Origin of the sequence: Legionella sheltonii, assembly GCF_026191355.1 — a bacterium.
In the GTDB taxonomy this organism is placed as follows: Bacteria; Pseudomonadota; Gammaproteobacteria; order Legionellales; family Legionellaceae; genus Legionella; species Legionella sheltonii.
The window spans coordinates 1-20,384 of sequence record NZ_JAPHOQ010000007.1 but is presented as its reverse complement, the minus strand read 5'-3'; the positions used below and the strand labels follow the sequence as shown (position 1 = coordinate 20,384).

Here is a 20,384-nt window from a genome sequence, read left to right as displayed (position 1 = left end):
TGAAGCTCCTGCTGAGGCAGTTGACCAATCTGTTGAAGCTACGGAGACCCCGGTGCAGATGCAGGAAGAGCTTGAGTCGGAAGCAAAGCCACAGGAAGAAAATACTGATAATCTCTTGGAAACCTTGGCTACAGAATCTGTTGAAAATACAACTGCTCCTGAAGATATTGAAGCGATAGCAGTCAAAGAAGAACATCGATTAGAAAAACAATCGAAAAAGAAGCATATTGATCAAGGCCCCGAATCAGAGGCATCAGATTTTAGAAAAGTTAAGAAAAAACCAAAATATCAAGCATCTTATGAACGAGATGATGAAGAGCAAGAAGGACATAGACGCGGCGGACGTAGTAAATTTAAAAAGCGTAAGGGTATTGAGAAATCAGACAAACTCAGAGAGGCCGAAGAGTCATTAAAGCATGGCTTTGCTTTGCCTACAGCACCTGTAGTAAGAGAAGTTTTAATCCCAGAAACCGTTACTGTAGCTGAGCTGGCAAAAAGAATGTCTGTAAAAGCTGCCGAAGTCATTAAGATAATGATGTCCCTTGGGGCAATGGCAACCATAAACCAGGTTATTGATCAAGAAACAGCAGTCATTGTTGTTGAAGAGATGGGACATAAGGCGCATGTAATTAAAGAGGATGCAATTGAAGTCGGTCTAGGAGAGTCGATTACTAAGGGGAGTCGTACCGAATCCAGAGCCCCAGTAGTTACAATTATGGGACATGTGGACCATGGTAAAACCTCTTTACTGGATTATATCCGTCGGACGAAAGTTGCTATTGGTGAAGCCGGTGGTATTACCCAACATATTGGTGCTTACCATGTGAGCACGCCTAAAGGGGATATTACTTTCTTAGACACCCCAGGCCATGCTGCATTTACGGCAATGAGAGCTCGAGGAGCAAAAGTCACAGATATCGTTATCTTGATCGTAGCTGCCGATGATGGCGTTAAGCCACAAACAGTAGAAGCGATTCAACATGCGAAAGCGGCCAAGGTACCGATCATCGTTGCCATTAATAAAATGGATAAACCAGATGCTGATCCTGATCGCGTCATGAATGAATTAACTGTGCATGAAGTAATTCCAGAAGCATGGGGTGGTGATACGATGTTTATCAACATCTCAGCCAAATCAGGTATGGGTATTGATGAGTTACTTGATGCAATATTATTGCAATCGGAAGTTTTAGAGTTGACCGCGGTTACTGATGGTGCCGCTAAAGGCGTAGTCATTGAATCACGCTTGGATAAGGGTAGAGGACCCGTAGCAACAGTGTTGGTACAAAGTGGAACCTTACACAAAGGGGATATTTTACTTGCTGGTTTTCAGTATGGTCGAGTGCGGGCTCTTGTTGGTGATAATGGGGATATGGTTGATACTGCTGGCCCATCAATTCCAGTAGAAGTTCTTGGTCTATCAGCAATTCCTCACGCTGGAGATGAAGCGGTTGTTGTTCCCGACGAGAAAAAAGCACGGGAAGTGGCTTTATTCCGTCAAGGTAAATTCCGTGATGTAAAACTTGCCAGACGCCAAAAATCAACCATTGAAGGCATCATGGAAAACATGGCTGCCGGAGAATCTAAGGTTCTAAATGTAGTGCTTAAAGCGGATGTTCAAGGTTCCCTTGAAGCAATTTCAGATGCTTTAGTGAAATTATCTACTGATGAAGTTAAAGTTGAAGTTATTTCAAGTGGTGTAGGCGGTATCACTGAATCGGATGTACATTTAGCTATAGCCTCTAATGCGCTTCTAGTTGGTTTTAATGTCAGAGCCGATAGCAGTGCGAAGAAATTGGCAGAGCATGAATCAGTGCCGCTGCATTATTACAGTGTTATTTACGATATCGTTGATCAGATCAAGGGTGCTTTGACAGGCATGCTTGCGCCACAATTTAAAGAAGAAATTATTGGTATTGCCGAAGTTCGAGATGTGTTTAAATCACCAAAAATTGGTGCAATTGCAGGTTGTATGGTCGTTGAAGGTGTTATTAAGCGTAATAATCCTATTCGTGTACTACGTGCTAACGTGGTCATCTATGAGGGGACTTTGGAATCACTGAGAAGATTTAAAGATGATGTGGTTGAAGTCCGTCAAGGGTTTGAATGTGGTATTGGCGTCAAAAATTACAATGATGTAAAACCAGGCGATCTAATAGAAGTATATGAAACAGTAGAAATTAAGCGTGATTTATAAAAATGGGTCATAATTTTAAACGTACAGATCGTGTCGCTGAGATGATTCAGCGGAAGCTAGCTCAGATAATACCTATGGAAGTAAAAGATCCGCGCTTAACCGGATTTGTGACTATATCAGCAGTCAAAGTGGCTGCTGATTTAGGGCATGCCAAAGTATATTTTACCGTGCTTAATGATGATAAAAAAATGGTTACAGCTATTTTAAATGCTGCTGCCAGTTATTTGCGCAGTGCTTTAGCACGAAGTATTACCTTGCGCACAGTTCCTCAATTGCATTTTGTATATGATGAATCAATAGAGTACGGGCAACGTTTAAGTCGACTCATTGATGAAGTAAATCCGCCGACTTCAGAAGATAATGAAAGCGAATAAATCTTTAGCAATAGATGGAATTTTATTGCTGAACAAACCGGAAGGGATGACCTCTAATGCTGCCTTACAGAAAGCAAAAAGGCTGCTAGGGGCACAAAAAGCAGGGCATACGGGAAGTTTAGATCCATTAGCTACCGGTATGTTACCACTTTGTTTCGGTGAAGCGACGAAAGTATGTCAGTTTTTACTTGATGCAGATAAATGTTACCAAACTACGGGACTACTGGGTGTTAAAACGAATACTGCTGATGCTACAGGAGTAATGACTGCGCGTGTGGATGCATTTACTATTTCTGAAGCGCAATTATTGGATGTACTGGAGCAACACACGGGACATATAAAGCAGATTCCTTCGATGTTTTCCGCTTTAAAACACAATGGGACCCCTCTTTATCGTTTGGCTCGAGAAGGGATCAATATTGAGAGGAAAGCACGAGAGATCCTGATTAGTAACTTACAGCTTACTGCTTTCGATGGAGTTCACTTCTCCTTAACAGTGACTTGTAGCAAAGGAACTTATATTCGTAACTTAGTTGAGGATATAGGTGACGTTTTAGGTGTAGGGGCTCATGTGACTCGATTACATAGAGTTTATACATCAGGCTTAGATCATATGCCCATGTACTCACTCGATGCATTAGAGGCAATGTCTGTGTCCGAAAGAATGGATTGCTTAATTCCTATGGATATCGCAGTAAAACATTTACAGCAAGTAACTCTTTTGGATGACGAGGTCGTTACTATCCGTCAAGGCAGAACAGTAATAAATAAAATAGATGTTGGAGAAGCTGATTGTGTACGTCTTTATGATGAGAATGCACAATTTATTGGGTTAGGTGAACGAAATACACAAGGTGATATTAAAGCGAAACGATTGCTTTCTTTTTAGTCGTAATCACGTGATAAAAGAAACAATCGCAGTTAAATATGAAATTTTTTGCACAAAAATAATTTTCAGTACTTGTTTCGTTGGACATGCCTTGGTAGAATGTTCGCCTTTAAATGAATACTTAGTAGTTCCGGGAGTGTATAATGTCGCTAAGCAGCGCGGATAAAGCAGCAATCGTTAAAGAATACAAGCGTTCCGATAAAGATACTGGTTCGCCTGAAGTTCAGGTTTCTATCATTACAAGCCGCATTAAATATTTAACTGACCATTTTAAAGAGCACAAAAAAGATTTCCATTCTCGTCGTGGACTACAAGAACTCGTTAATAAGCGTCGTAAGCTGTTAAAATATTTAAAGCGAAACGATGAAGCTCGCTATCAAACATTAATCCAAAGTTTGGAACTGAGAGATTCTTATTGATTGATGAGCAAACACATTTCTTTAGAAATGTACTTTTTAAAAAATACTTTAAATAAAGGCGCAATTTTCTGCGCCTTTTTTTCGTTATAATTACTTAATGAGGAAGATTACGTGGCTAAGTTTACAAAAGAAATAGCATTTGGAGACCACACTCTTATATTGGAAACAGGTGAAATTGCGCGACAAGCTGATGGAGCAGTATTAGCCAGTATGAATGGCACCCAAGTATTAGCTACGGTAGTTGGTAAAAAAGAAGGTGCGGAAGGAAATGATTTTTTTCCTCTGACCGTAAATTATCAAGAAAAATTTTATGCTGTTGGTAAAATACCCGGCGGATTTAACAAACGAGAAGGTAGGCCTTCTGATAATGAGACATTAATTTCACGATTGATCGATCGCCCCATTCGACCTTTATTCCCTGATGGTTTTTGTAACGAAGTCCAAGTCATCGCGACAGTGCTTTCTTTAAATCCTGAAGTTTCAGCAGATATTGTGGCAATGGTTGCCTCTTCTGCAGCATTAGCACTTTCTGGCGTACCTTTTAATGGGCCAATTGGCGCTGCACGTGTGGGTTATAAGGATGGGATTTACCTATTGAATCCGAGTCGTAAAGACTTAGAGCAATCCAGACTGGATTTAGTTGTTGCCGGAACTAAAGATGCTATTTTGATGGTAGAGTCAGAAGCAAAAGAATTAAGCGAAGACATTATGCGTGGCGCGATTATGTTCGGTCATGAAATGATGAAGAACGTAATCAAGGCAATCGAAGAACTGGCAGCGCAAGGTGGTAAAGCCCGTTGGGAATGGACCCCACCAGAAGTGGATACTCATTTGCAACAACGAGTTGCTGATATGGTTAAACAGGATGTTGAGGCAGCATACTTGATTAGAGACAAACAAGAGCGCTACCAACGTTTGGGTGAATTAAAAGATCAAACAATCGCAGCCCTGCAAGCTGAAAATGATGAGTTAAAGGCAGATGTTATTGGTTCTATGTTTGTTGAAATAGAACGTGCCACTGTGCGCAATCGAATTCTTGATGGCGAGCCACGAATTGATGGACGTGATCATAACACAGTTCGTCCGATTGCGATTCGTACAAAACTTTTGGAAAGAACACATGGCTCCGTTTTATTTACTCGCGGCGAAACACAAGCGATTGTTGTTGCTACTTTAGGAAATGAACGTGATGCACAACTTCTCGATAATATTATTGGAGAAACAAAAGATCGCTTTATGCTGCATTACAATTTCCCTCCCTATTCAGTAGGCGAGACTGGTATGGTTGGCAGCCCGAAACGTAGAGAAATTGGGCATGGTCGTTTAGCCAAACGAGCTATTATGGCGGTATTACCAGAAGCAAATGAATTTCCTTATGTATTAAGAGTTGTCTCTGAAATCACTGAATCTAACGGTTCCAGCTCAATGGCTACAGTGTGTGGTACCAGCCTTGCGTTGATGGATGCAGGCGTTCCATTGAAAGCCCCTGTTGCTGGAGTAGCAATGGGTTTGATTAAAGAGGGTGACCGCTACGCTGTATTAACGGATATATTAGGTGATGAAGACCATTTAGGTGATATGGATTTTAAAGTTGCTGGAACAGAGCAGGGAATTACAGCATTACAAATGGACATTAAAATCCACGGAATAACCAGTGAAATTATGGAGCAAGCCCTGGATCAAGCTTTAGCTGGTCGCCTGCATATTCTTGGTGTCATGAATAATGCATTAGCAGAGCATAGAGAAGAATTATCGCAACATGCACCTCGAATTACTACCATGAAAGTTGCTGAAGACAAGATTCGAACTATTATTGGTAAAGGCGGGGCAACAATTAAAGGATTGATTGATAGCACTGGTGTTTCTATAGATATCGATGATACAGGTGTAGTTCAATTATTTTCTCCGGATATGAATGCATTGGAAGAGGCACAAAAGCAAATTAAAGCATTAATTGCCGAAATCGAGGTTGGTCATACTTATCAGGGTAAGGTAAGTAAGATTGTTGATTTTGGTGCTTTTATCAATCTTTTACCTGGAAAAGACGGTTTACTCCATATTTCTCAAATCTGCAGTGATCGATCACAAAAAGTTGAATCTGTACTGCAAGAAGGCCAAGAAATTGAAGTCTTTGTTGCTGGTATCGATAAACAAGGTCGTGTGAAGCTTGAGTGGAAAGATAAGCCGCAAGCAGAAGGAGCAACAGACGCTCCAGCTACACCAGCTGCAGCGGAGCATCTTGAGGAAGTACATCAAGATGTGTCCAGTGTAAGTGATCGTGTAGGCGAAGAAGAGTAAACTTTGATTGTTAAGCTCTCTGACATCTTGATGTTGGAGAGCTTGATTTCATTGAAGAGAGTGCTGTGCCGTTAGGAGACATTCCGCATCAAATCCAATTGCAGGTCAATATTTAATCTTAGACACTTCCATTATCCTGAGACGTTTTCGATGAAGGGGCTCCTGCTTTTAGCATCATATTTTATAATAATGCGCATATTCTCAGGGTACAGCATCTTCCGTAAATGCTTACCGCTGGAATAATGTTCGACATGAAATTTAAGCAGGATTACTTGCTTTGGGTCAAAGTTAAGAATTCAGCACGACTTGTTGGGTTATTACGCATTTCACCTAGCATCACCGAAGTGGTCATTACTGAGTTTTGCTTTTCAACACCCCGCATCATCATGCACAGATGCTTTGCTTCAATAACTACCGCCACACCTCGTGCACCAGTAATTGATTCCAGGCATTTTGCAATTTCGGTGGTTAAGCGCTCCTGAATTTGCAAGCGTCGAGCGTAGTAATCAACGATGCGTGCCATTTTTGATAATCCGATTACTTTGCCGTCAGGAATATATCCCACATGGCATTTGCCAAGGAATGGGAGTAAATGGTGTTCGCACATTGAATACATTTCTATATCCTTCACGATAACCATTTCGTTCATGTCCGAATCAAAAAGTGCATCATTGATGATGTCATCTAGATTTTCGTGATAGCCTTTGGTCAAATAACGGATAGCATTGGCTGCACGCGCAGGCGTGTCAACCAATCCTTGCCGAGTTATATCTTCACCTAATTGTGTTAGCAGTTCTTTATATAGTTTTTCCATAGTGAATTCCTAGCCTGGGGGCCAAGTCATATGACGTCCGCCCAGTAAATGTAAATGAATATGATATACTGTTTGGCCACCGTCGGGATTAATATTGAAAACTAATCGATATCCTGCGTCACTTATTCCTTCAGTTTGAGCAATTTTTTTTGCCCCTAAAATCATTTTTCCCAACAGGGCCTGGTTCACATCGCTGGCTTCATTCAGTGTAGCAATATGTTGCTTTGGAATAATCAGCAGATGTTTAGGAGCTTGCGGGTTGAGATCATGAAAAGCCATTATCTCATTATCTTCATAAACTACTGATGCAGGGATTGCACCTTGTGCAATTTTGCAAAACAAGCAATTCATAGGCAATCTCATTTGAATTAAAAGGGCTATTATACATTGCATTACTTATAATGCGACAGCTTCTCTTTGCCTTTTAATGTGTTTTTTCGCATAATAGCCGCTTTATAGCGTCATTCTACATGTGGGCAATGATCATTTTTAAAATGAAAATCGCTTTGTATGAGGAGAATTGCTTTTATAGTAAGTGCGCTAATAAGACATATTTTATGCTTTTATTTCAAGCAAAATTAATGCTGAGTTATTTTTACTTCGACAAGAGGGGAGATGGATAAATGAGTTTAATGAAGATTAGCAGTGGTCGTGATTTGCCAAAAGAAATTAATGTAATTATTGAAATCCCTATGCACAGTGAACCTGTAAAATATGAAGTGAATAAAGAGTCTGGGGTTTTATTCGTTGACCGCTTTTTATCAACACCAATGTTCTATCCTGTCAATTATGGCTATGTTCCTAACACCTTATCGGAAGATGGAGATCCTGTTGATGTCCTCGTTGTAACTCCAGTGCCTCTAGTCGGTGGCTCAGTAATTCCATGTCGACCAGTTGGAATGTTAAAAATGACTGATGAGTCTGGTGTGGACGCTAAAATTTTAGCTGTTCCGACAAACAAACTTACTAAAATTTATGAAGCAATCAAAACTCATGAAGACATTCCACAGCATTTATTAAACTCCTTAGAGCACTTTTTTAGCCATTATAAAGATCTAGAAGAGGGCAAATGGGTTAAACTGAATGGCTGGGTTGGTCCTGAAGCCGCTTATGAAGAAATTATGGCTAGTGTGGATCGTTTTAACGATAAAGAGAAAAAATAGGTAATTGTTTTTTCCTTTTACGAAAAATCTATTGCCTGTGATGCCGTATAGTCTAGATATTGTCATTCCGGCGAAGGCAGGAATCCATCACTGAATTGGCCCAGTTGTCTGATTAGAGATGGATCCCCGCCTCCAAGAAAATGGTGATATTATGTACAAATGGCTAAACGTAATGAACAACAAGTCAAATTTTGAGGAATGGGCGCAAAAACTTTTTACACAAGGTGTCGAGTATAAAGCGCAGTACCTGAAGGCGTTAAAAATTTTTTAACGCCTTCAAAGACCAACACTGACTTAGGTTATTCCATCACTCTTGTTGCTTGCTCTATCTCGCTTTCTTTGAAACCATATGGTACTTTATTCCGGGTGATAAAAGCTTAAGGAAATTCGGTGGCATACCATCTTTCTACATTGTTCATCATACTTCTTCTTTTAGTTTTTTTGGCTGCTTTTTTTTCAGGCACTGAAATCGGTATGATGTCGATAAACCGCTATAAGTTAAAACATTTGGTCAAGAAAGAAAACAAACAGGCAATAAGAGTGAATCAAATACTCTCTCGACCTGATCGATTATTGAGTGTGGTGTTAATCGGTAATACCTTGGCTAATATTCTTGCTTCAACAATAGCAACATTGATCGGCCAACATATTTATGGTGATGCGGGAATTGCCATAGCTACTGCCTTTTTAACCCTGGTGATTTTAGTATTTGCTGAAATGATCCCCAAAACATTTGCCGCAATTTATCCACAGCAAGTTGCATTTGCTACTTCGTTACCCTTGCAAATTTTACAATGGATTCTTGCGCCGCTGGTATATATAACCAGCTTTATGTCCAACGGAGTTTTACGTTTATTTCGAGTCTCAATCGATAAAATCCAAAAAGAATCATTGACGGGCGAAGAATTACGTTCCGTAGTCCATGAAGCAGGAGGTTTGCTACCTGTTGAGCACAAAAGTATGTTAATCAGCCTTCTGGATCTGGAACAAGCGACAGTCGAAGATATTATGATTCCTAAATCAGATATCGTAGGCATTGACATAGAGGAGCCTTGGTCGGAAATTCTATATCAATTAGAAACAGCTAAGCATACCCGCTTGCCCTTATACCGAGATTCGATAGATGATTTGGTCGGCATGATTCATGTACGTGATGTTCTTAATTTGGCAATTGAGAATGAGTTGGATCTTGATAGCCTATTGAATGCGGCTGATAAACCATACTATATTCCTGAAGCAACCCCTCTGAACCTTCAGATTTTAAATTTCAGGAAAATGAAAAGACGTAGTTCTTTTGTTGTGGATGAATATGGAAATATTCAGGGTCTAGTCACTATGGAGGATATACTTGAAGAAATCGTAGGCGAGTTTACCACGGATGTCGCTGCATTAAGTCGAGGGATTACGCCCCAAAGTGATGGCTCAGTTATTGTCGATGCCGGTCTTACATTACGTCATTTAAATCGTTTAATGGGATGGCACTTACCTTTGATAGGACCTAAAACCTTAAGTGGTTTAATCGTAGAACATCTTGGATATATTCCTCCAGCTGATTCATGTTTGGCTATAGAAAACTATCGTATGGAAATATTAAAAGTAGGCGATAATACGATTAAAAGTGTAAAAGTATTTAAAATGAGCAAAAAGCGTAAATAATGGCCTCATCCATTGAATGCTGTTCCGAGCCGATGCAGGATTGAGATTAGGTATGAGTATGATGATAAAATAAGGGTATTCTTCTTCTTCTTCTTCTTCTTCACAATCTTCTAGGGATGAGGTGATCGTGGTTGAGTGCAGTTATTTTCGTAAGTGTTCCAATACATTTTTACACTGATTAAGAAATTCTTTAAATTGTGTATCCTTGATAAAATATCCATCAATATTAAAATGCTCTGTCGCGATCTTATCTTTGTTGTTATTTGAGGTGGTAAGAACAAAAATTCGTATACTATTAAATTTTGCATGGGCGCGAAAAGATTGCAAAAATTCTAAACCATTCATTTTAGGCATCATTAAATCTAAAACAATGATCGCAGGCAGTACTTGGGTTTCAGTATTATCCTTCGTTAAGATATCTAAGGCTTCAATCCCATTTCGTGCTATTTGCAATGTAAGGGGCAAATTTAATTTGCCAAGTTCTCTTTCTACATAGATGCGATCAATTTCATCATCATCAACAACCAAGATATGGGGGACTGCTATTCTATGAGTCACGCCGCACCTCCTATTTGTTTAGGCCAAGTAAAATGAAATATTGCTCCTTGATTTTTATCTGATTTGACACCGATATTTCCTCCTTGAGCTTCAACAATTTTCTTAGCAATGCTAAGCCCAACCCCACAGCTTTCTAAAACATCACGGGGTTGCAGGGTTTGAAAAAGTTGGAAAATCCGATCTTGATATGCGCGCTCAATGCCAGGCCCATCATCGGCGACAAAAAACTCATAATAATCATTTTTTTCTGCAACACCCACTTGAATGTGCCCTTTTTGAAGATGGTGGTGTTTTACACCGTTATCAATCAGTTCATATATTACTTCTTGTAATAGTTTTTTTTCTGCCACGACCGTAAAATCACAATGCTCACAACAAATATTAAAGTCATTTGCAGCTTCTACTTTATGCGCGACAGAGTTTACTAATTCGGGAAAATTAATTTTTTCAACTTTTGAGTGCATGGTTCCCGCTTGTGTATATTTTAATAGCCCGTCTAATAAATTAGACATGCGATAAGCACGCTTTCGTAAGAAGGTTAGATATTTTCGAGATTGGGAAGTTAATTGATTGCCTACATCTTCCTCAATCCAAGAAACTAAATGTTCGATTGCTGGTAAGGGTGATTTTAAATCATGCGCGGCTAAATAAACAAAACGCTCCAATTCATCTTCTGCATGTTTGACTAAAATTAAATTGGCAACTCTTGCTTTAAACTCTTCAGTAGAGAAGGGTTTAATCATATAATCTTGAGCACCCTCTTGAAGCATACGCACACAAAGCTCATCGTCTGCTTTCGCCGTTACAATCATAATAGGGGTAGACAGGAGTGACGAATGCTCTCTTATTGCATGGACCATTTCTATTCCGTTCATATTGGGCATCATGATATCGCTAATGATTACTTGAGGATGTAAATTGATCGCCTTACCCAAACCTTCTTTACCATCTCGCGCACTGGCGATACGATACTCTTTGCTTAACAGTTCACACACAAATTCATTCATAGTCAAATTATCTTCTACTACTAAAACAAGAGGTAGATTTGCATGATTTTCTCTATTAAGCTGCTTCGTCACTATTTTACGTTGGCTTACAATGCGAGGGATTTCAATGGTTTTGTGCATGGTTTGTTCACTATGCACCAATTGATCTGCTGGAGCATTTAACGGGATTTGCATGATAAAAAGCGCACCACCTAATTTTGATTGCTGCACTTTAATTTTGCCCTGATGCAATTCGATAAAATTTTTTACAATTGCTAGCCCCAATCCGGTACCTTCAGAATGCCCCATGCTTTCCTCCATTTGAAAGAAACGTTCAAAAATCGCTTCTCTATATTCTGAAGGAATCCCTGGGCCATTATCTTCAATGGAAAACTCCGCATTCGCATTTATTTTATCGAGCTTCAGATTAATGGTGCCATGAAATGGACTAAATTTTATCGCATTGGAGAGCAAGTTGATAATCACACGCTCAATTTTTTCATAATCGATTTGAATGTATAATTTGCGGGGTAGAGAATAAGAAAGATGCAACCCTTTTGCTTCAATATCTGCCTCAAATAAAGAGAGAATCCTTTTAATAAGGTGGACAAAATCAATGTTGTAATAATTAATTTGTAATCTACCCGAATCAAATTTTGCAATATCTAATAAATCATTTACATGTTTTAATAAGAGAAGTGCATTCTGTTTCATTAATTGTATTTTTTTGACTTGTGATGGCGCTAAAGTTTTATCTCGTAACAAAGTATCTATGGGGCCCAAAATTAGCATGAGTGGGGTACGTAATTCATGACTAATATTCGCAAAAAATTGTGTTTTTAGTTGATCAAGCGATGCTAAATTGTAATTAGCAACTTGTAATTTTTTGTTAATGACTTGAATTTCTTGCGCTCGTTGATAAATTTCAATCTCCATTTCCCCGGCACGGGTACGCAACGCTTCCATTGCTTTTAGTTGATCATAGCGAGTTTTTTTTAGCTGAATGTATTCTGTGACGTCTTCGACTCGATGAATAATATATTTAATTTTCTTATGGCTATCGAAAACGGGTAGATTTATCGGACTCCAATAACGTTCTTCATATCCTCCGCCTTGTTCGGTAGGGCGGCGAATATCGTATTTTTGGATTGCCATGGTGTCATGAGTTTTATTTTTTAACACTCTATTTAATGAATCGTTTAAATTACTAACTCCAGTTGCCAGAGGATCTTCTGGATTATCTGGAAACACTTCAAATATATTTTTCCCAATAATTTGTTCTCTAGTTACCATAGTGGCGTGCAGATAATTATTGCTGGCAGCAATAATCTTAAAATCTCTATCTAAAACAAGATAGAGTCCAGGAGCAGACTCAAAAATAGACTTATAATCAATGGGCTCTTGTGTACTCTCCATTGCAGCACCTCACAATCCGTGTATACTAAGTATAAAATATATACAATATATTTAAAAGTAATTCAGCGGATGTGTTAACCTGCTATATTTCATCACTTTGTTTTAAGGTAACTACTTGTGCTGTGAACATATACCCTCCATTGCGAATGGTTTTGATTAAGGCGGGTTTTTTTGCATCAACTTCTATCTTTTGGCGAAGCCTGCTTATTTGCACATCAATTCTGCGATCAAAAGGATTTAAATCACTGTTTTTCGTGATCTGCAGGAGGAGTTCGCGATCCAAAATTCGTTGGGGTTGTTGCACAAAAGTAAGTAGCAAATCATATTCCCCAGCGCTTAATGATAATTCTTCATTCGCATTACTGAACACTTGCCTGGATGCAGGATAAAGCCGCCAATTGGCAAAAACAAGAACCTCTTTCTCATGATCCGATTGTTGTTGTGCACGTAACACCCGTCGATTAATTGCACTAACGCGTGCATGAAGTTCTCTTGGTAATAGTGGCTTTACAATAAAATCATCTGCCCCAGCTTCGAGTACTTTGATGCAGGCTTCCTCATCTGGTGTATCATTAATAATCAATAAAGGTACTGGATAATCTGTATAAAATTGATGAATTGCCTGCGGTCTATTTTTTAAAATAGACCAGCTAATTAAAATGGCAACAACTTTCCCTAACCCGTTTTGAATGGGAGTTAATTGATGTTGCTGCACGATATTTATATTAAATTGAGCAAAGTATTTTTTGAGATCCTCACTCACAGGATCGTTATCAATAAATAATAGATAACTGGGTTGCGGCATTAATTTATTCCCGATTTTTTAAGCACTATTCGCTATAATTTTGTCAAGATTAATATAGACTTGCAATTATTTTCGATATTATCCTAGAAAAAGTAGCTGAAAGCCCATCGATTTTCTATGCTGCTGTAAGTCGGTTCTATTATAAAATATTTCCTGAGAGGAATAGAGCATTACATTTTCCCCTGCTAAGAAAATACATTATCTGAAGACATCGCTCAAGGAGAGAGGATGAATCATAAAAGTGCTCCATTTTCAAATTGGTTTGTTGTAGAACAGGCCCGGAAACAAGTCCATCCTCAGTCGCAAGAAGCACATCAATTATTCTCGAAGCGACAATTTAATTTGTGGATGGAAGGACTGGTTGATTTTTTGAATAAAAATGATGAGGTGCTGGTTACTTGGACTACTCTATTTGATGAGTGGAATGTTGAGAAACTACAGATGGTATTGGAATATTTTTCTAATCCAGAGTTTGCTGCTTTGGTTAATGCCATTTTCTTCTACAAGTTCTACCCGGATAAATTATTTACTGATGTAATACATCCGGAAAAGCTCATTTCGGTGCAAATGCGTTTAGGGGTATTGCATCATTACATTGAATCAATACAACAACAATTATATAGAGTTGCCTTAAAAAATGATTTAACTCCAACTGTTGATTATTTCTTACATAATGAAGAACCTCCTCAAGATATCCTCATCGAGATCAATGAAGAGCACAGGCAACTGATACAGGCGGCTGTTAAAAAACTTAGAGTAAATGTGAGCCTAAGTCAGGAAAAAACTGAGGCTAGTGATTGGTTACATGATCTTAAGCGGGCCTATAAATTCTCATTTAATCCAAATCGTTTAATCGATGCCGTGATGATGCTACAGCAAAGTCTATTATCCGAAGTTATAGAACAAGAACAACGTGCCGTTATTTTTCGAGAAAAAATGGTGGTTTTGTACCATCAATGTTCTTCTGCAGAATGTTTGGATTTATACGGTTATTTTGCTAATGAGGATACTTGCTGTTTGCTTTATACTTTTTATAAAATCGTACAAGGCAGTGCATTCGACTGGTTACCCATTCTAAACACAGAAGAAAGAATTACGGTGCTGAAAGTATTTGATGCTTTATGCTGTGTTCTGGAAGCATTACGAATCGAATTAAAAAATAGACATTTGCTTGCTGCAACTTATACGTATGATTTAGCTAATCGAAACATCGATGTAGGTGATCGTAATCGCGATGCAGTGTTTAGAGTAATAAGAATTTATCAACAAACTCCCATCACTCCAGATAATGTGATCGAACAATTATTTCAATCTATTGAATGTTCTGATTAATTGAAGCCTGTTGGCAACGCTAATATTTTAGCAAATGAGGCGATTTAAGTACCGATATTCGAATACTTTATGTACTGTGTATCGGTGCTCTAAGGCCACATCATTTTATCTCAATCTTGAAAAGGCTTCACAGGTCTAGAGGATTAATTCGCTTGATTATTTTTTCTTTGCTTCTAAAAGAAATGAACGCAAATATTTAATGATTAAAGCGCCTAGCTTTCTTTCCCTACCTGATTGAGTCAGTGGAATACCAATTTTTCGTGAAATTTTAGCTTTAAGGGCCGAGATGCCAACCAATCTTTTCCATGAAAATCCACCACGATTCATTTTTTCACCTCCTCACTCATGTTACGCACATGACCTTGTAGTTTGAATAAAAAGCATTAGAATTTCGTCCTTATTTTAGGGAGGAAGTTAAATGGATATGCTTGATCTTTATAGTGATTATTTAATTTGTCAGAACAAATATGCGACAGCCACCGGATTATCTGATTTGGTTGATGGAGCATTTGCGTATGACAAGGTGACTCGATTTCTTCGTTTTGAGTCTTTTGATTCAAAATCCTTTGGCGCTATGTAAAAAAGCCAGTGAGGTCGCAAGAAACGGTTGGTGGTGTCTTAATACTGGATGACTCCATCGAAGAGAAACCCTACACGGATGAGAATGAAATTAATTGTTGGCATTACTCTCATGCTAAAGGGAGCGTGCTCAAAGGAATCAACATCTTGTCATGCATGGTTCGCTATGCTGACTTCAGTGTACCCATAGGGTATGAGGTGATTAAAAAAGATGTTGCCTATTGTGATATTAAAACCAAACAAGCCAGAAGAAAATCATCGGTTACCAAAAATCAATTATTTCAAAACCTGATTACTCAGGCCATTACCAATAAAGTGATGTTTGATTATGTGCTTGCAGACAACTGGTTTGGCTCGAAGGCCAATATGGTTCACATCCATAAAGACCTTCAAAAATCGTTTATCATTGGGATTAAATCTAACCGCACGTTAGCTTTATCTGAAAACGAGGCCAAAAACGGACGGTACCAACAAGTAAGAGCTTTAGAATTAGAAGAGGATGTAGCCCACAGTCTGGCTTAAAGGCCTAGACTTCCCCGTGAGGCTCCTGAAAAAAGTGTTCAAAAACGAAAACGGTTCAACAGGAATTCTCTATCTTGTTTCTAATGACATGCCAAGTAGTGCCGAACGTCTTTATGAAGTGTACCAGAAACGGTGGCGGATTGAAGAGTATCACAAATCAATTAAGCAAAATGCAAGCTTAACCAAGTCGCCCACTCGAACCGTTAAAACTCAGTGTAATCATATTTATGCTTCTATTATTGCATACTGCAAGCTGGAATTGTTGAAGATAAAAACTCAATTAAATCATTTTGCCATTAAGTACAGATTGATCCTTAGAGCAAATCAGCTTGCATGGCGGGAGCTTAAAAATATGGCTGCTTAAAATAGATCGTGCGTAACATGAGCTCCTCATGATAAATAGGCGAGTATACTCTTGTTTTTCTTAGTTTAAAGTAATTTTTATTGCGATTTTTAGAGCTATTTGCACTGGGTAAGATTGACCAAAATGATTTGATTTTAGCGTGTTGAACATCAGCTTTATCCCAAGTATAACGAGTAATCTTCTCTCAGTAGCGAAACGTTTGGAGGGAGATCCCTGTGATACTCGAGATGGCGTGAGTCTATCTATTCCAGATCATGAGAAGGGCTGTTTATATGCCAATTATAAATGTAACTGTCAATGGTGTTTATGTGTTTAAGTTGGCTTAGTAAAGGTTCTTTAGCGAATTGTACTAAATGAAAAATGATATCTTGTTTGCTTCCACCAAAATCCTCTTCATACCAATCGTATAATTTAGAGATAATGAGTTTTCCTTCAATTACATTAACTCCTCTAAGTGAGTTAATGTAATTTGAGGCAGCTTGATTTAATTGTTCTTCAAGCATTTTTCCTTGATAGATTTTTCTACTAAGATTAGGTGCGCCAATCGTGCCATTACTTAAGGTATAATGAGTGCGAGGATCATTCCAAATCGCTCTGATGATGCGGTTATTAATATCATCTAAAGTTAAAGAAGTGTCTTTTACCGTGATTAGATTAGCTCCCCAGGGGCCTATACTGAATAATCCGGGTGAAATATTAATTTCTTGGATTGAAGTAACTGGATAATAATTAGCTATAATTTGCACCGTAAGAGCATTGTATACATTAATCCAATACGCCAATTGTTCATCGCGATTGTAATTATCAATATTTACTTCAGACATGCTCTTTAAATAGTCCTTAAGTAAATTTAAGTCTGTTTGAGTCATGTGGGCATAATCAACCAGATTGATATTTTCTTCATTGGTAACAATACGACGATTTAGAAAATCTTGCCAAAGTTTATGAGAAATCACTTCGTTTGATAAAGGGTTATTTACTTCCCATTTTGGCCATAAATTTTTATAAAAAGATGCATTTGCTAACCCTGATATGAGAAGCATTAGTATAAGAAGATATTTACTGCGGAATACTGTTTTAAACATGAATTATTGCTCTGTTGCGAAGGGCGTTCCCTATGGTGTTGCCATCTAAAAACTCTAATTCTCCACCAGAAGGAATACCATGCGCCAATTGAGTAATATTGATTGGCAGATTATGCAAAAGCTGGTGAATAAAATGAATGGTCGTTTGTCCTTCTATACTGGGGCTTAACGCCAATATCACTTCTTTAACTTGTTCTTGGATGATAAGGTTTTTAAGTCGGGGTAATCCAATGTCTTCTGGTCCTAATCCATCAAGTGGAGATATTTTTCCCATGAGAACGAAGTACTTCCCTTGAAACGCGTTGCTTTGTTCTATAGCAGATACATCAGCTGGGCTTTCTACGACACAAAGTAAGGAGGAATCCCGATTTGGATTTTGGCAGAGAGTACAAACTGTTTGTTCTGTATAATTAGCACAGCGTTCACAATGATGAATGTTGTTCATCGCTTGCTCTAGACATGAGGCAAGGTGTAACCCTCTCTGTCTTTGATGCTGGAGTAAATGAAACACCATACGCTGTGCTGATTTGGGACCTACGCCTGGCAGACAGCGTAGCGCTTCTACCAGGCGGTTTAGCATATCCATCGTTAGGATTATTCCTTATCGCCTTCACCCATTAGGTCAGTTGGAATATTGAGACCCGCGGTTAATTGACTGATTTTTTCTTTAGATGCTTTTTCAATTTTTCGTACGGCATCATTAATTGCGGCAGCAACTAAATCTTCCAACATTTCTACATCTTCTTCCATCATTGTAGGTTTGATTTTCACTTCGGTAGCATCATGTCGGCCATTCATTTTAATAACAACCATACCACCACCAGCTTCACCAGTGACTACTAATTGACTTAGTTGTTGTTGCGCTTCTTGCATACGTTGTTGCATTTTTTGCGCTTCTTTCATCAGGTTGCCAAGATTTTGATTCATATCCATTATTAAGGCCTCATATATTTAGGTTTAAAAATTCATTATATTATAAGTCATCTTTTAGCGGGACAATAGAATTTTTGACCAGTTCCGCTGAAAATTCTTGCTGAAGTTGCTGGAACATCGGATCATTGCTCAATGCTATTTCTGCTTTGTGCTGTTTTTGTTGGGCTGCTTGCTCTTTCTGCTGAGCAGGAGAGGCTTGCACCGACTCATCACTGTTTAAAATAATTTTTATCGGATTCTGGTAATATTGACCTAGAGCTGCTTCAAGGCGTGAGAACACCGTTGGAGTAAATAAGGACTGATGTCCTTTGGCCACACGTAACGTGATTTCTCGTCCATCCTTTGCAATTAATTCCGCATTCTCTGCCGCATTGAGTGCTAAACCAGTAAGTTTCAGATGAGGGATAATATGGGCCCAATCTTTATCTTCATGATTCGTCTGCTGTGGCGTGTTTTCCTTTTCTTCTTGAACATCTTGAACATCGGAAGCAACACCATTATTGGCTAGGTTCTGAGTTTCTGTCTCTGGAACATTCACTGAAACTTGCGTTTGTGACAATGAATTTTGTGGGGGCGGCAAAATATTTGTATAGGACGCCAAAGGTGGAAACGCTTCCTTAGGAGCGGGTCTGAAAGTTAGCATGCGTAGCATGGTCATATTAAAGCCAATGACTAAAGTGGGGGCGAGATGTATTTCTTCGCGTCCCTTAAGCCCAATTTGATAAAAAAGTTGGATGTCCTCAGCTGAAATGTGTTGTGCTAGAGTTATCACTTCTGAAGGAGGCTTAATTAAGGGATTATTATCACCAATCATTTGGTAGATAGCTATTTGGTGAAGATAGTTAAGCAGCTCATCCAGAACATACTGAAAATGACCGCCTTCAATGGCGATCTGCTGGCTAATTTTTAAAACACTGGCGGCATTTTGTTCCGCTAAAGCGTGCAGCAGTAGCAGTGCATAATCGCTTTGGGTATAGCCTAATATCATTTTGATATCATGGGCTGTTAATTGAGTATCACAGCCGGTAATGGCTTGATCCAAAAGACTTAAGGCGTCTCGCATACTGCCGCGTGCCGCTTGAGCTAATATATCTACAGCTTGAATTTCAAAATCAAATTGTTCCTCTTTAAGAATCAACTGCAAATGTTGACTGATTAATTCCGTAGCTAAGTGCTTTAGATTAAATTGCAGACAACGAGATAAGACAGTCACTGGTAGTTTTTGAGGATCAGTTGTCGCTAAAATGAATTTAACATGTGCTGGTGGTTCTTCGAGTGTTTTTAGAAGGGCGTTAAAACTATGCTGAGAGAGCATATGCACTTCATCAATTAAATAAATTTTAAAACGACCAATAGCAGGTGCATATTGTACGTTATCTAATAAGTCACGCGTGTCTTCGACGCGAGTTTTGGATGCACCATCAATTTCGATTAAGTCAATAAATCGGCCCTGTTCAATTGCATTGCAGATGTTGCATTGCAAACAGGGTTCAGAGCTGATTCCTTTCTCGCAATTCAGTGATTTAGCTAAAATACGGGCAATACTCGTCTTGCCTACTCCGCGAGTGCCAGTAAAGAGATAGGCATGATGTAATCGCTGCAGATTCAGCGCATTAATTAATGCCTTATTTATGTGGTCTTGGCCAACCAGTTGGGAAAATGTGCGTGGTCGCCATTTACGGGCAAGTGCCAGATAGCTCATACATGTTTTCACAAGTTGGGCGGTAGCTCTAAGAGCCACACCTCGGCGCTCGAATCAATCGTTACCGCTGCTCCCTTCCGGGCCTGACGGGGTTCACGATCTATCGCCGCGAAGGGACCAATAGAGCCACCATAGTTGAATCGCGAAGATTAACAAAAAAAATTAAGGATAGCCAGTCTTGCTAGAAAATAATTCTCAATGACGCTTGAGATTTGAAAATTCACTACTACATTAATATATGTTCATCTATGGAATGAAGCGTATTTATAATTCATTTTTTTCAAAAAAAGAG

The 20,384-nt window shown here is 38.9% G+C and carries 17 protein-coding genes, 1 other RNA gene and 2 pseudogenes; 9 read left to right on the top strand and 11 right to left on the bottom strand.

The genetic code is table 11. The annotated features are described in order from the left end of the window. Positions 1-181: 181 nt before the first annotated feature. The 5 genes and pseudogenes from infB to pnp form a co-directional block, all read left to right on the top strand. Positions 182-2,197 (top strand): annotated as a pseudogene (gene infB, locus OQJ26_RS08825) (translation initiation factor IF-2); the annotation flags it as partial. Positions 2,198-2,199: 2 nt separating this feature from the next. Next, complete coding sequence (rbfA, locus tag OQJ26_RS08820) at positions 2,200-2,571, top strand: 30S ribosome-binding factor RbfA (protein ID WP_265703495.1); 372 nt, start codon at positions 2,200-2,202, stop codon at positions 2,569-2,571. Continuing rightward, positions 2,558-3,460: a tRNA pseudouridine(55) synthase TruB gene (truB, locus tag OQJ26_RS08815; RefSeq protein ID WP_265703494.1), complete on the top strand. Its 903-nt coding sequence runs from the start codon at positions 2,558-2,560 to the stop codon at positions 3,458-3,460. The genes rbfA and truB overlap by 14 nt, the downstream gene beginning before the upstream one ends. 143 nt (positions 3,461-3,603) lie before the next feature. Then, the gene (gene rpsO, locus OQJ26_RS08810) at positions 3,604-3,879 is read left to right on the top strand and encodes a 30S ribosomal protein S15 (protein ID WP_028381756.1); all 276 of its coding nucleotides are present in this window, start codon (positions 3,604-3,606) and stop codon (positions 3,877-3,879) included. 111 nt (positions 3,880-3,990) lie between these two features. Further along, the gene (gene pnp / locus OQJ26_RS08805; RefSeq protein WP_265703493.1) at positions 3,991-6,177 is read left to right on the top strand and encodes a polyribonucleotide nucleotidyltransferase; all 2,187 of its coding nucleotides are present in this window, start codon (positions 3,991-3,993) and stop codon (positions 6,175-6,177) included. A gap of 268 nt (positions 6,178-6,445) precedes the next feature. Here the strand turns inward: pnp and folE are convergent, their stop codons facing one another. Together folE and OQJ26_RS08795 are read right to left on the bottom strand one after the other, a co-directional pair. Next, positions 6,446-6,991, bottom strand: coding sequence for a GTP cyclohydrolase I FolE (gene folE / locus OQJ26_RS08800; protein WP_265703492.1), 546 nt, complete (start codon positions 6,989-6,991; stop codon positions 6,446-6,448). A 9-nt stretch (positions 6,992-7,000) separates the two neighbouring features. Further along, positions 7,001-7,342, bottom strand: coding sequence for a histidine triad nucleotide-binding protein (locus OQJ26_RS08795; protein WP_265703491.1), 342 nt, complete (start codon positions 7,340-7,342; stop codon positions 7,001-7,003). Positions 7,343-7,614: 272 nt separating this feature from the next. Here OQJ26_RS08795 and ppa point away from each other — a divergent pair, with 272 nt between their 5' ends. Further along, complete coding sequence (ppa, locus tag OQJ26_RS08790) at positions 7,615-8,154, top strand: inorganic diphosphatase (protein ID WP_265703490.1); 540 nt, start codon at positions 7,615-7,617, stop codon at positions 8,152-8,154. 390 nt (positions 8,155-8,544) lie between these two features. Continuing rightward, on the top strand, positions 8,545-9,810 hold the full coding sequence (locus tag OQJ26_RS08785) for an HlyC/CorC family transporter (RefSeq protein WP_265703489.1): 1,266 nt from the start codon (positions 8,545-8,547) through the stop codon (positions 9,808-9,810). Between the two features lie 141 nt (positions 9,811-9,951). On the opposite strand, the gene OQJ26_RS08780 is transcribed toward OQJ26_RS08785, so the two are convergent. From OQJ26_RS08780 to OQJ26_RS08770, 3 genes are all read right to left on the bottom strand, one after another. Then, positions 9,952-10,368 carry a response regulator gene (locus OQJ26_RS08780; protein WP_265703488.1) on the bottom strand — a complete coding sequence of 139 codons (417 nt, stop codon included), beginning with the start codon at positions 10,366-10,368 and terminating at the stop codon, positions 9,952-9,954. Further along, positions 10,365-12,770: an ATP-binding protein gene (locus OQJ26_RS08775; protein WP_265703487.1), complete on the bottom strand. Its 2,406-nt coding sequence runs from the start codon at positions 12,768-12,770 to the stop codon at positions 10,365-10,367. The genes OQJ26_RS08780 and OQJ26_RS08775 overlap by 4 nt, the downstream gene beginning before the upstream one ends. Before the next feature lie 82 nt (positions 12,771-12,852). Beyond that, entirely contained in the window at positions 12,853-13,575 is a 723-nt protein-coding gene (locus OQJ26_RS08770; protein ID WP_265703486.1) for a winged helix-turn-helix domain-containing protein, read from the bottom strand. Positions 13,576-13,803: 228 nt separating this feature from the next. On the opposite strand from OQJ26_RS08770, the gene OQJ26_RS08765 reads away from it, so the two are divergent. Further along, the gene (locus tag OQJ26_RS08765) at positions 13,804-14,907 is read left to right on the top strand and encodes a hypothetical protein (protein WP_265703485.1); all 1,104 of its coding nucleotides are present in this window, start codon (positions 13,804-13,806) and stop codon (positions 14,905-14,907) included. A gap of 156 nt (positions 14,908-15,063) precedes the next feature. Here OQJ26_RS08765 and OQJ26_RS08760 read toward each other — a convergent pair whose 3' ends face one another. Continuing rightward, on the bottom strand, positions 15,064-15,234 hold the full coding sequence (locus OQJ26_RS08760) for a hypothetical protein (protein ID WP_265703484.1): 171 nt from the start codon (positions 15,232-15,234) through the stop codon (positions 15,064-15,066). A 91-nt stretch (positions 15,235-15,325) separates the two neighbouring features. Here OQJ26_RS08760 and OQJ26_RS19530 point away from each other — a divergent pair. Then, positions 15,326-16,372, top strand: a pseudogene (locus OQJ26_RS19530) (IS701 family transposase). A 242-nt stretch (positions 16,373-16,614) separates the two neighbouring features. Here the strand turns inward: OQJ26_RS19530 and OQJ26_RS08740 are convergent. From OQJ26_RS08740 to ffs, 5 genes are all read right to left on the bottom strand, one after another. Continuing rightward, complete coding sequence (locus tag OQJ26_RS08740; RefSeq protein ID WP_265703480.1) at positions 16,615-17,457, bottom strand: DUF547 domain-containing protein; 843 nt, start codon at positions 17,455-17,457, stop codon at positions 16,615-16,617. Next, complete coding sequence (gene recR / locus OQJ26_RS08735) at positions 17,450-18,043, bottom strand: recombination mediator RecR (RefSeq protein WP_265703479.1); 594 nt, start codon at positions 18,041-18,043, stop codon at positions 17,450-17,452. The genes OQJ26_RS08740 and recR overlap by 8 nt, the downstream gene beginning before the upstream one ends. Before the next feature lie 8 nt (positions 18,044-18,051). Continuing rightward, the gene (locus OQJ26_RS08730; protein ID WP_058476974.1) at positions 18,052-18,390 is read right to left on the bottom strand and encodes a YbaB/EbfC family nucleoid-associated protein; all 339 of its coding nucleotides are present in this window, start codon (positions 18,388-18,390) and stop codon (positions 18,052-18,054) included. Between the two features lie 40 nt (positions 18,391-18,430). After that, entirely contained in the window at positions 18,431-20,092 is a 1,662-nt protein-coding gene (gene dnaX, locus OQJ26_RS08725) for a DNA polymerase III subunit gamma/tau (protein ID WP_265703478.1), read from the bottom strand. A gap of 26 nt (positions 20,093-20,118) precedes the next feature. After that, an RNA gene (ffs, locus tag OQJ26_RS08720) (signal recognition particle sRNA small type) lies at positions 20,119-20,215 on the bottom strand. Positions 20,216-20,384: the final 169 nt, after the last annotated feature.

Bases quoted from the DNA above. Each gene is read 5' to 3' on its own strand.
- OQJ26_RS08795 (WP_265703491.1), bottom strand. From the start codon at position 7,342: ATGAATTGCTTGTTTTGCAAAATTGCACAAGGTGCAATCCCTGCATCA.
- OQJ26_RS08740 (WP_265703480.1), bottom strand. From the start codon at position 17,457: ATGTTTAAAACAGTATTCCGCAGTAAATATCTTCTTATACTAATGCTT.
- OQJ26_RS08760 (WP_265703484.1), bottom strand. From the start codon at position 15,234: ATGAATCGTGGTGGATTTTCATGGAAAAGATTGGTTGGCATCTCGGCC.
- OQJ26_RS08730 (WP_058476974.1), bottom strand. From the start codon at position 18,390: ATGGATATGAATCAAAATCTTGGCAACCTGATGAAAGAAGCGCAAAAA.
- ppa (WP_265703490.1), top strand. From the start codon at position 7,615: ATGAGTTTAATGAAGATTAGCAGTGGTCGTGATTTGCCAAAAGAAATT.
- folE (WP_265703492.1), bottom strand. From the start codon at position 6,991: ATGGAAAAACTATATAAAGAACTGCTAACACAATTAGGTGAAGATATA.
- OQJ26_RS08765 (WP_265703485.1), top strand. From the start codon at position 13,804: ATGAATCATAAAAGTGCTCCATTTTCAAATTGGTTTGTTGTAGAACAG.
- rbfA (WP_265703495.1), top strand. From the start codon at position 2,200: ATGGGTCATAATTTTAAACGTACAGATCGTGTCGCTGAGATGATTCAG.
- OQJ26_RS08770 (WP_265703486.1), bottom strand. From the start codon at position 13,575: ATGCCGCAACCCAGTTATCTATTATTTATTGATAACGATCCTGTGAGT.
- truB (WP_265703494.1), top strand. From the start codon at position 2,558: ATGAAAGCGAATAAATCTTTAGCAATAGATGGAATTTTATTGCTGAAC.
- OQJ26_RS08775 (WP_265703487.1), bottom strand. From the start codon at position 12,770: ATGGAGAGTACACAAGAGCCCATTGATTATAAGTCTATTTTTGAGTCT.
- dnaX (WP_265703478.1), bottom strand. From the start codon at position 20,092: ATGAGCTATCTGGCACTTGCCCGTAAATGGCGACCACGCACATTTTCC.
- recR (WP_265703479.1), bottom strand. From the start codon at position 18,043: ATGGATATGCTAAACCGCCTGGTAGAAGCGCTACGCTGTCTGCCAGGC.
- rpsO (WP_028381756.1), top strand. From the start codon at position 3,604: ATGTCGCTAAGCAGCGCGGATAAAGCAGCAATCGTTAAAGAATACAAG.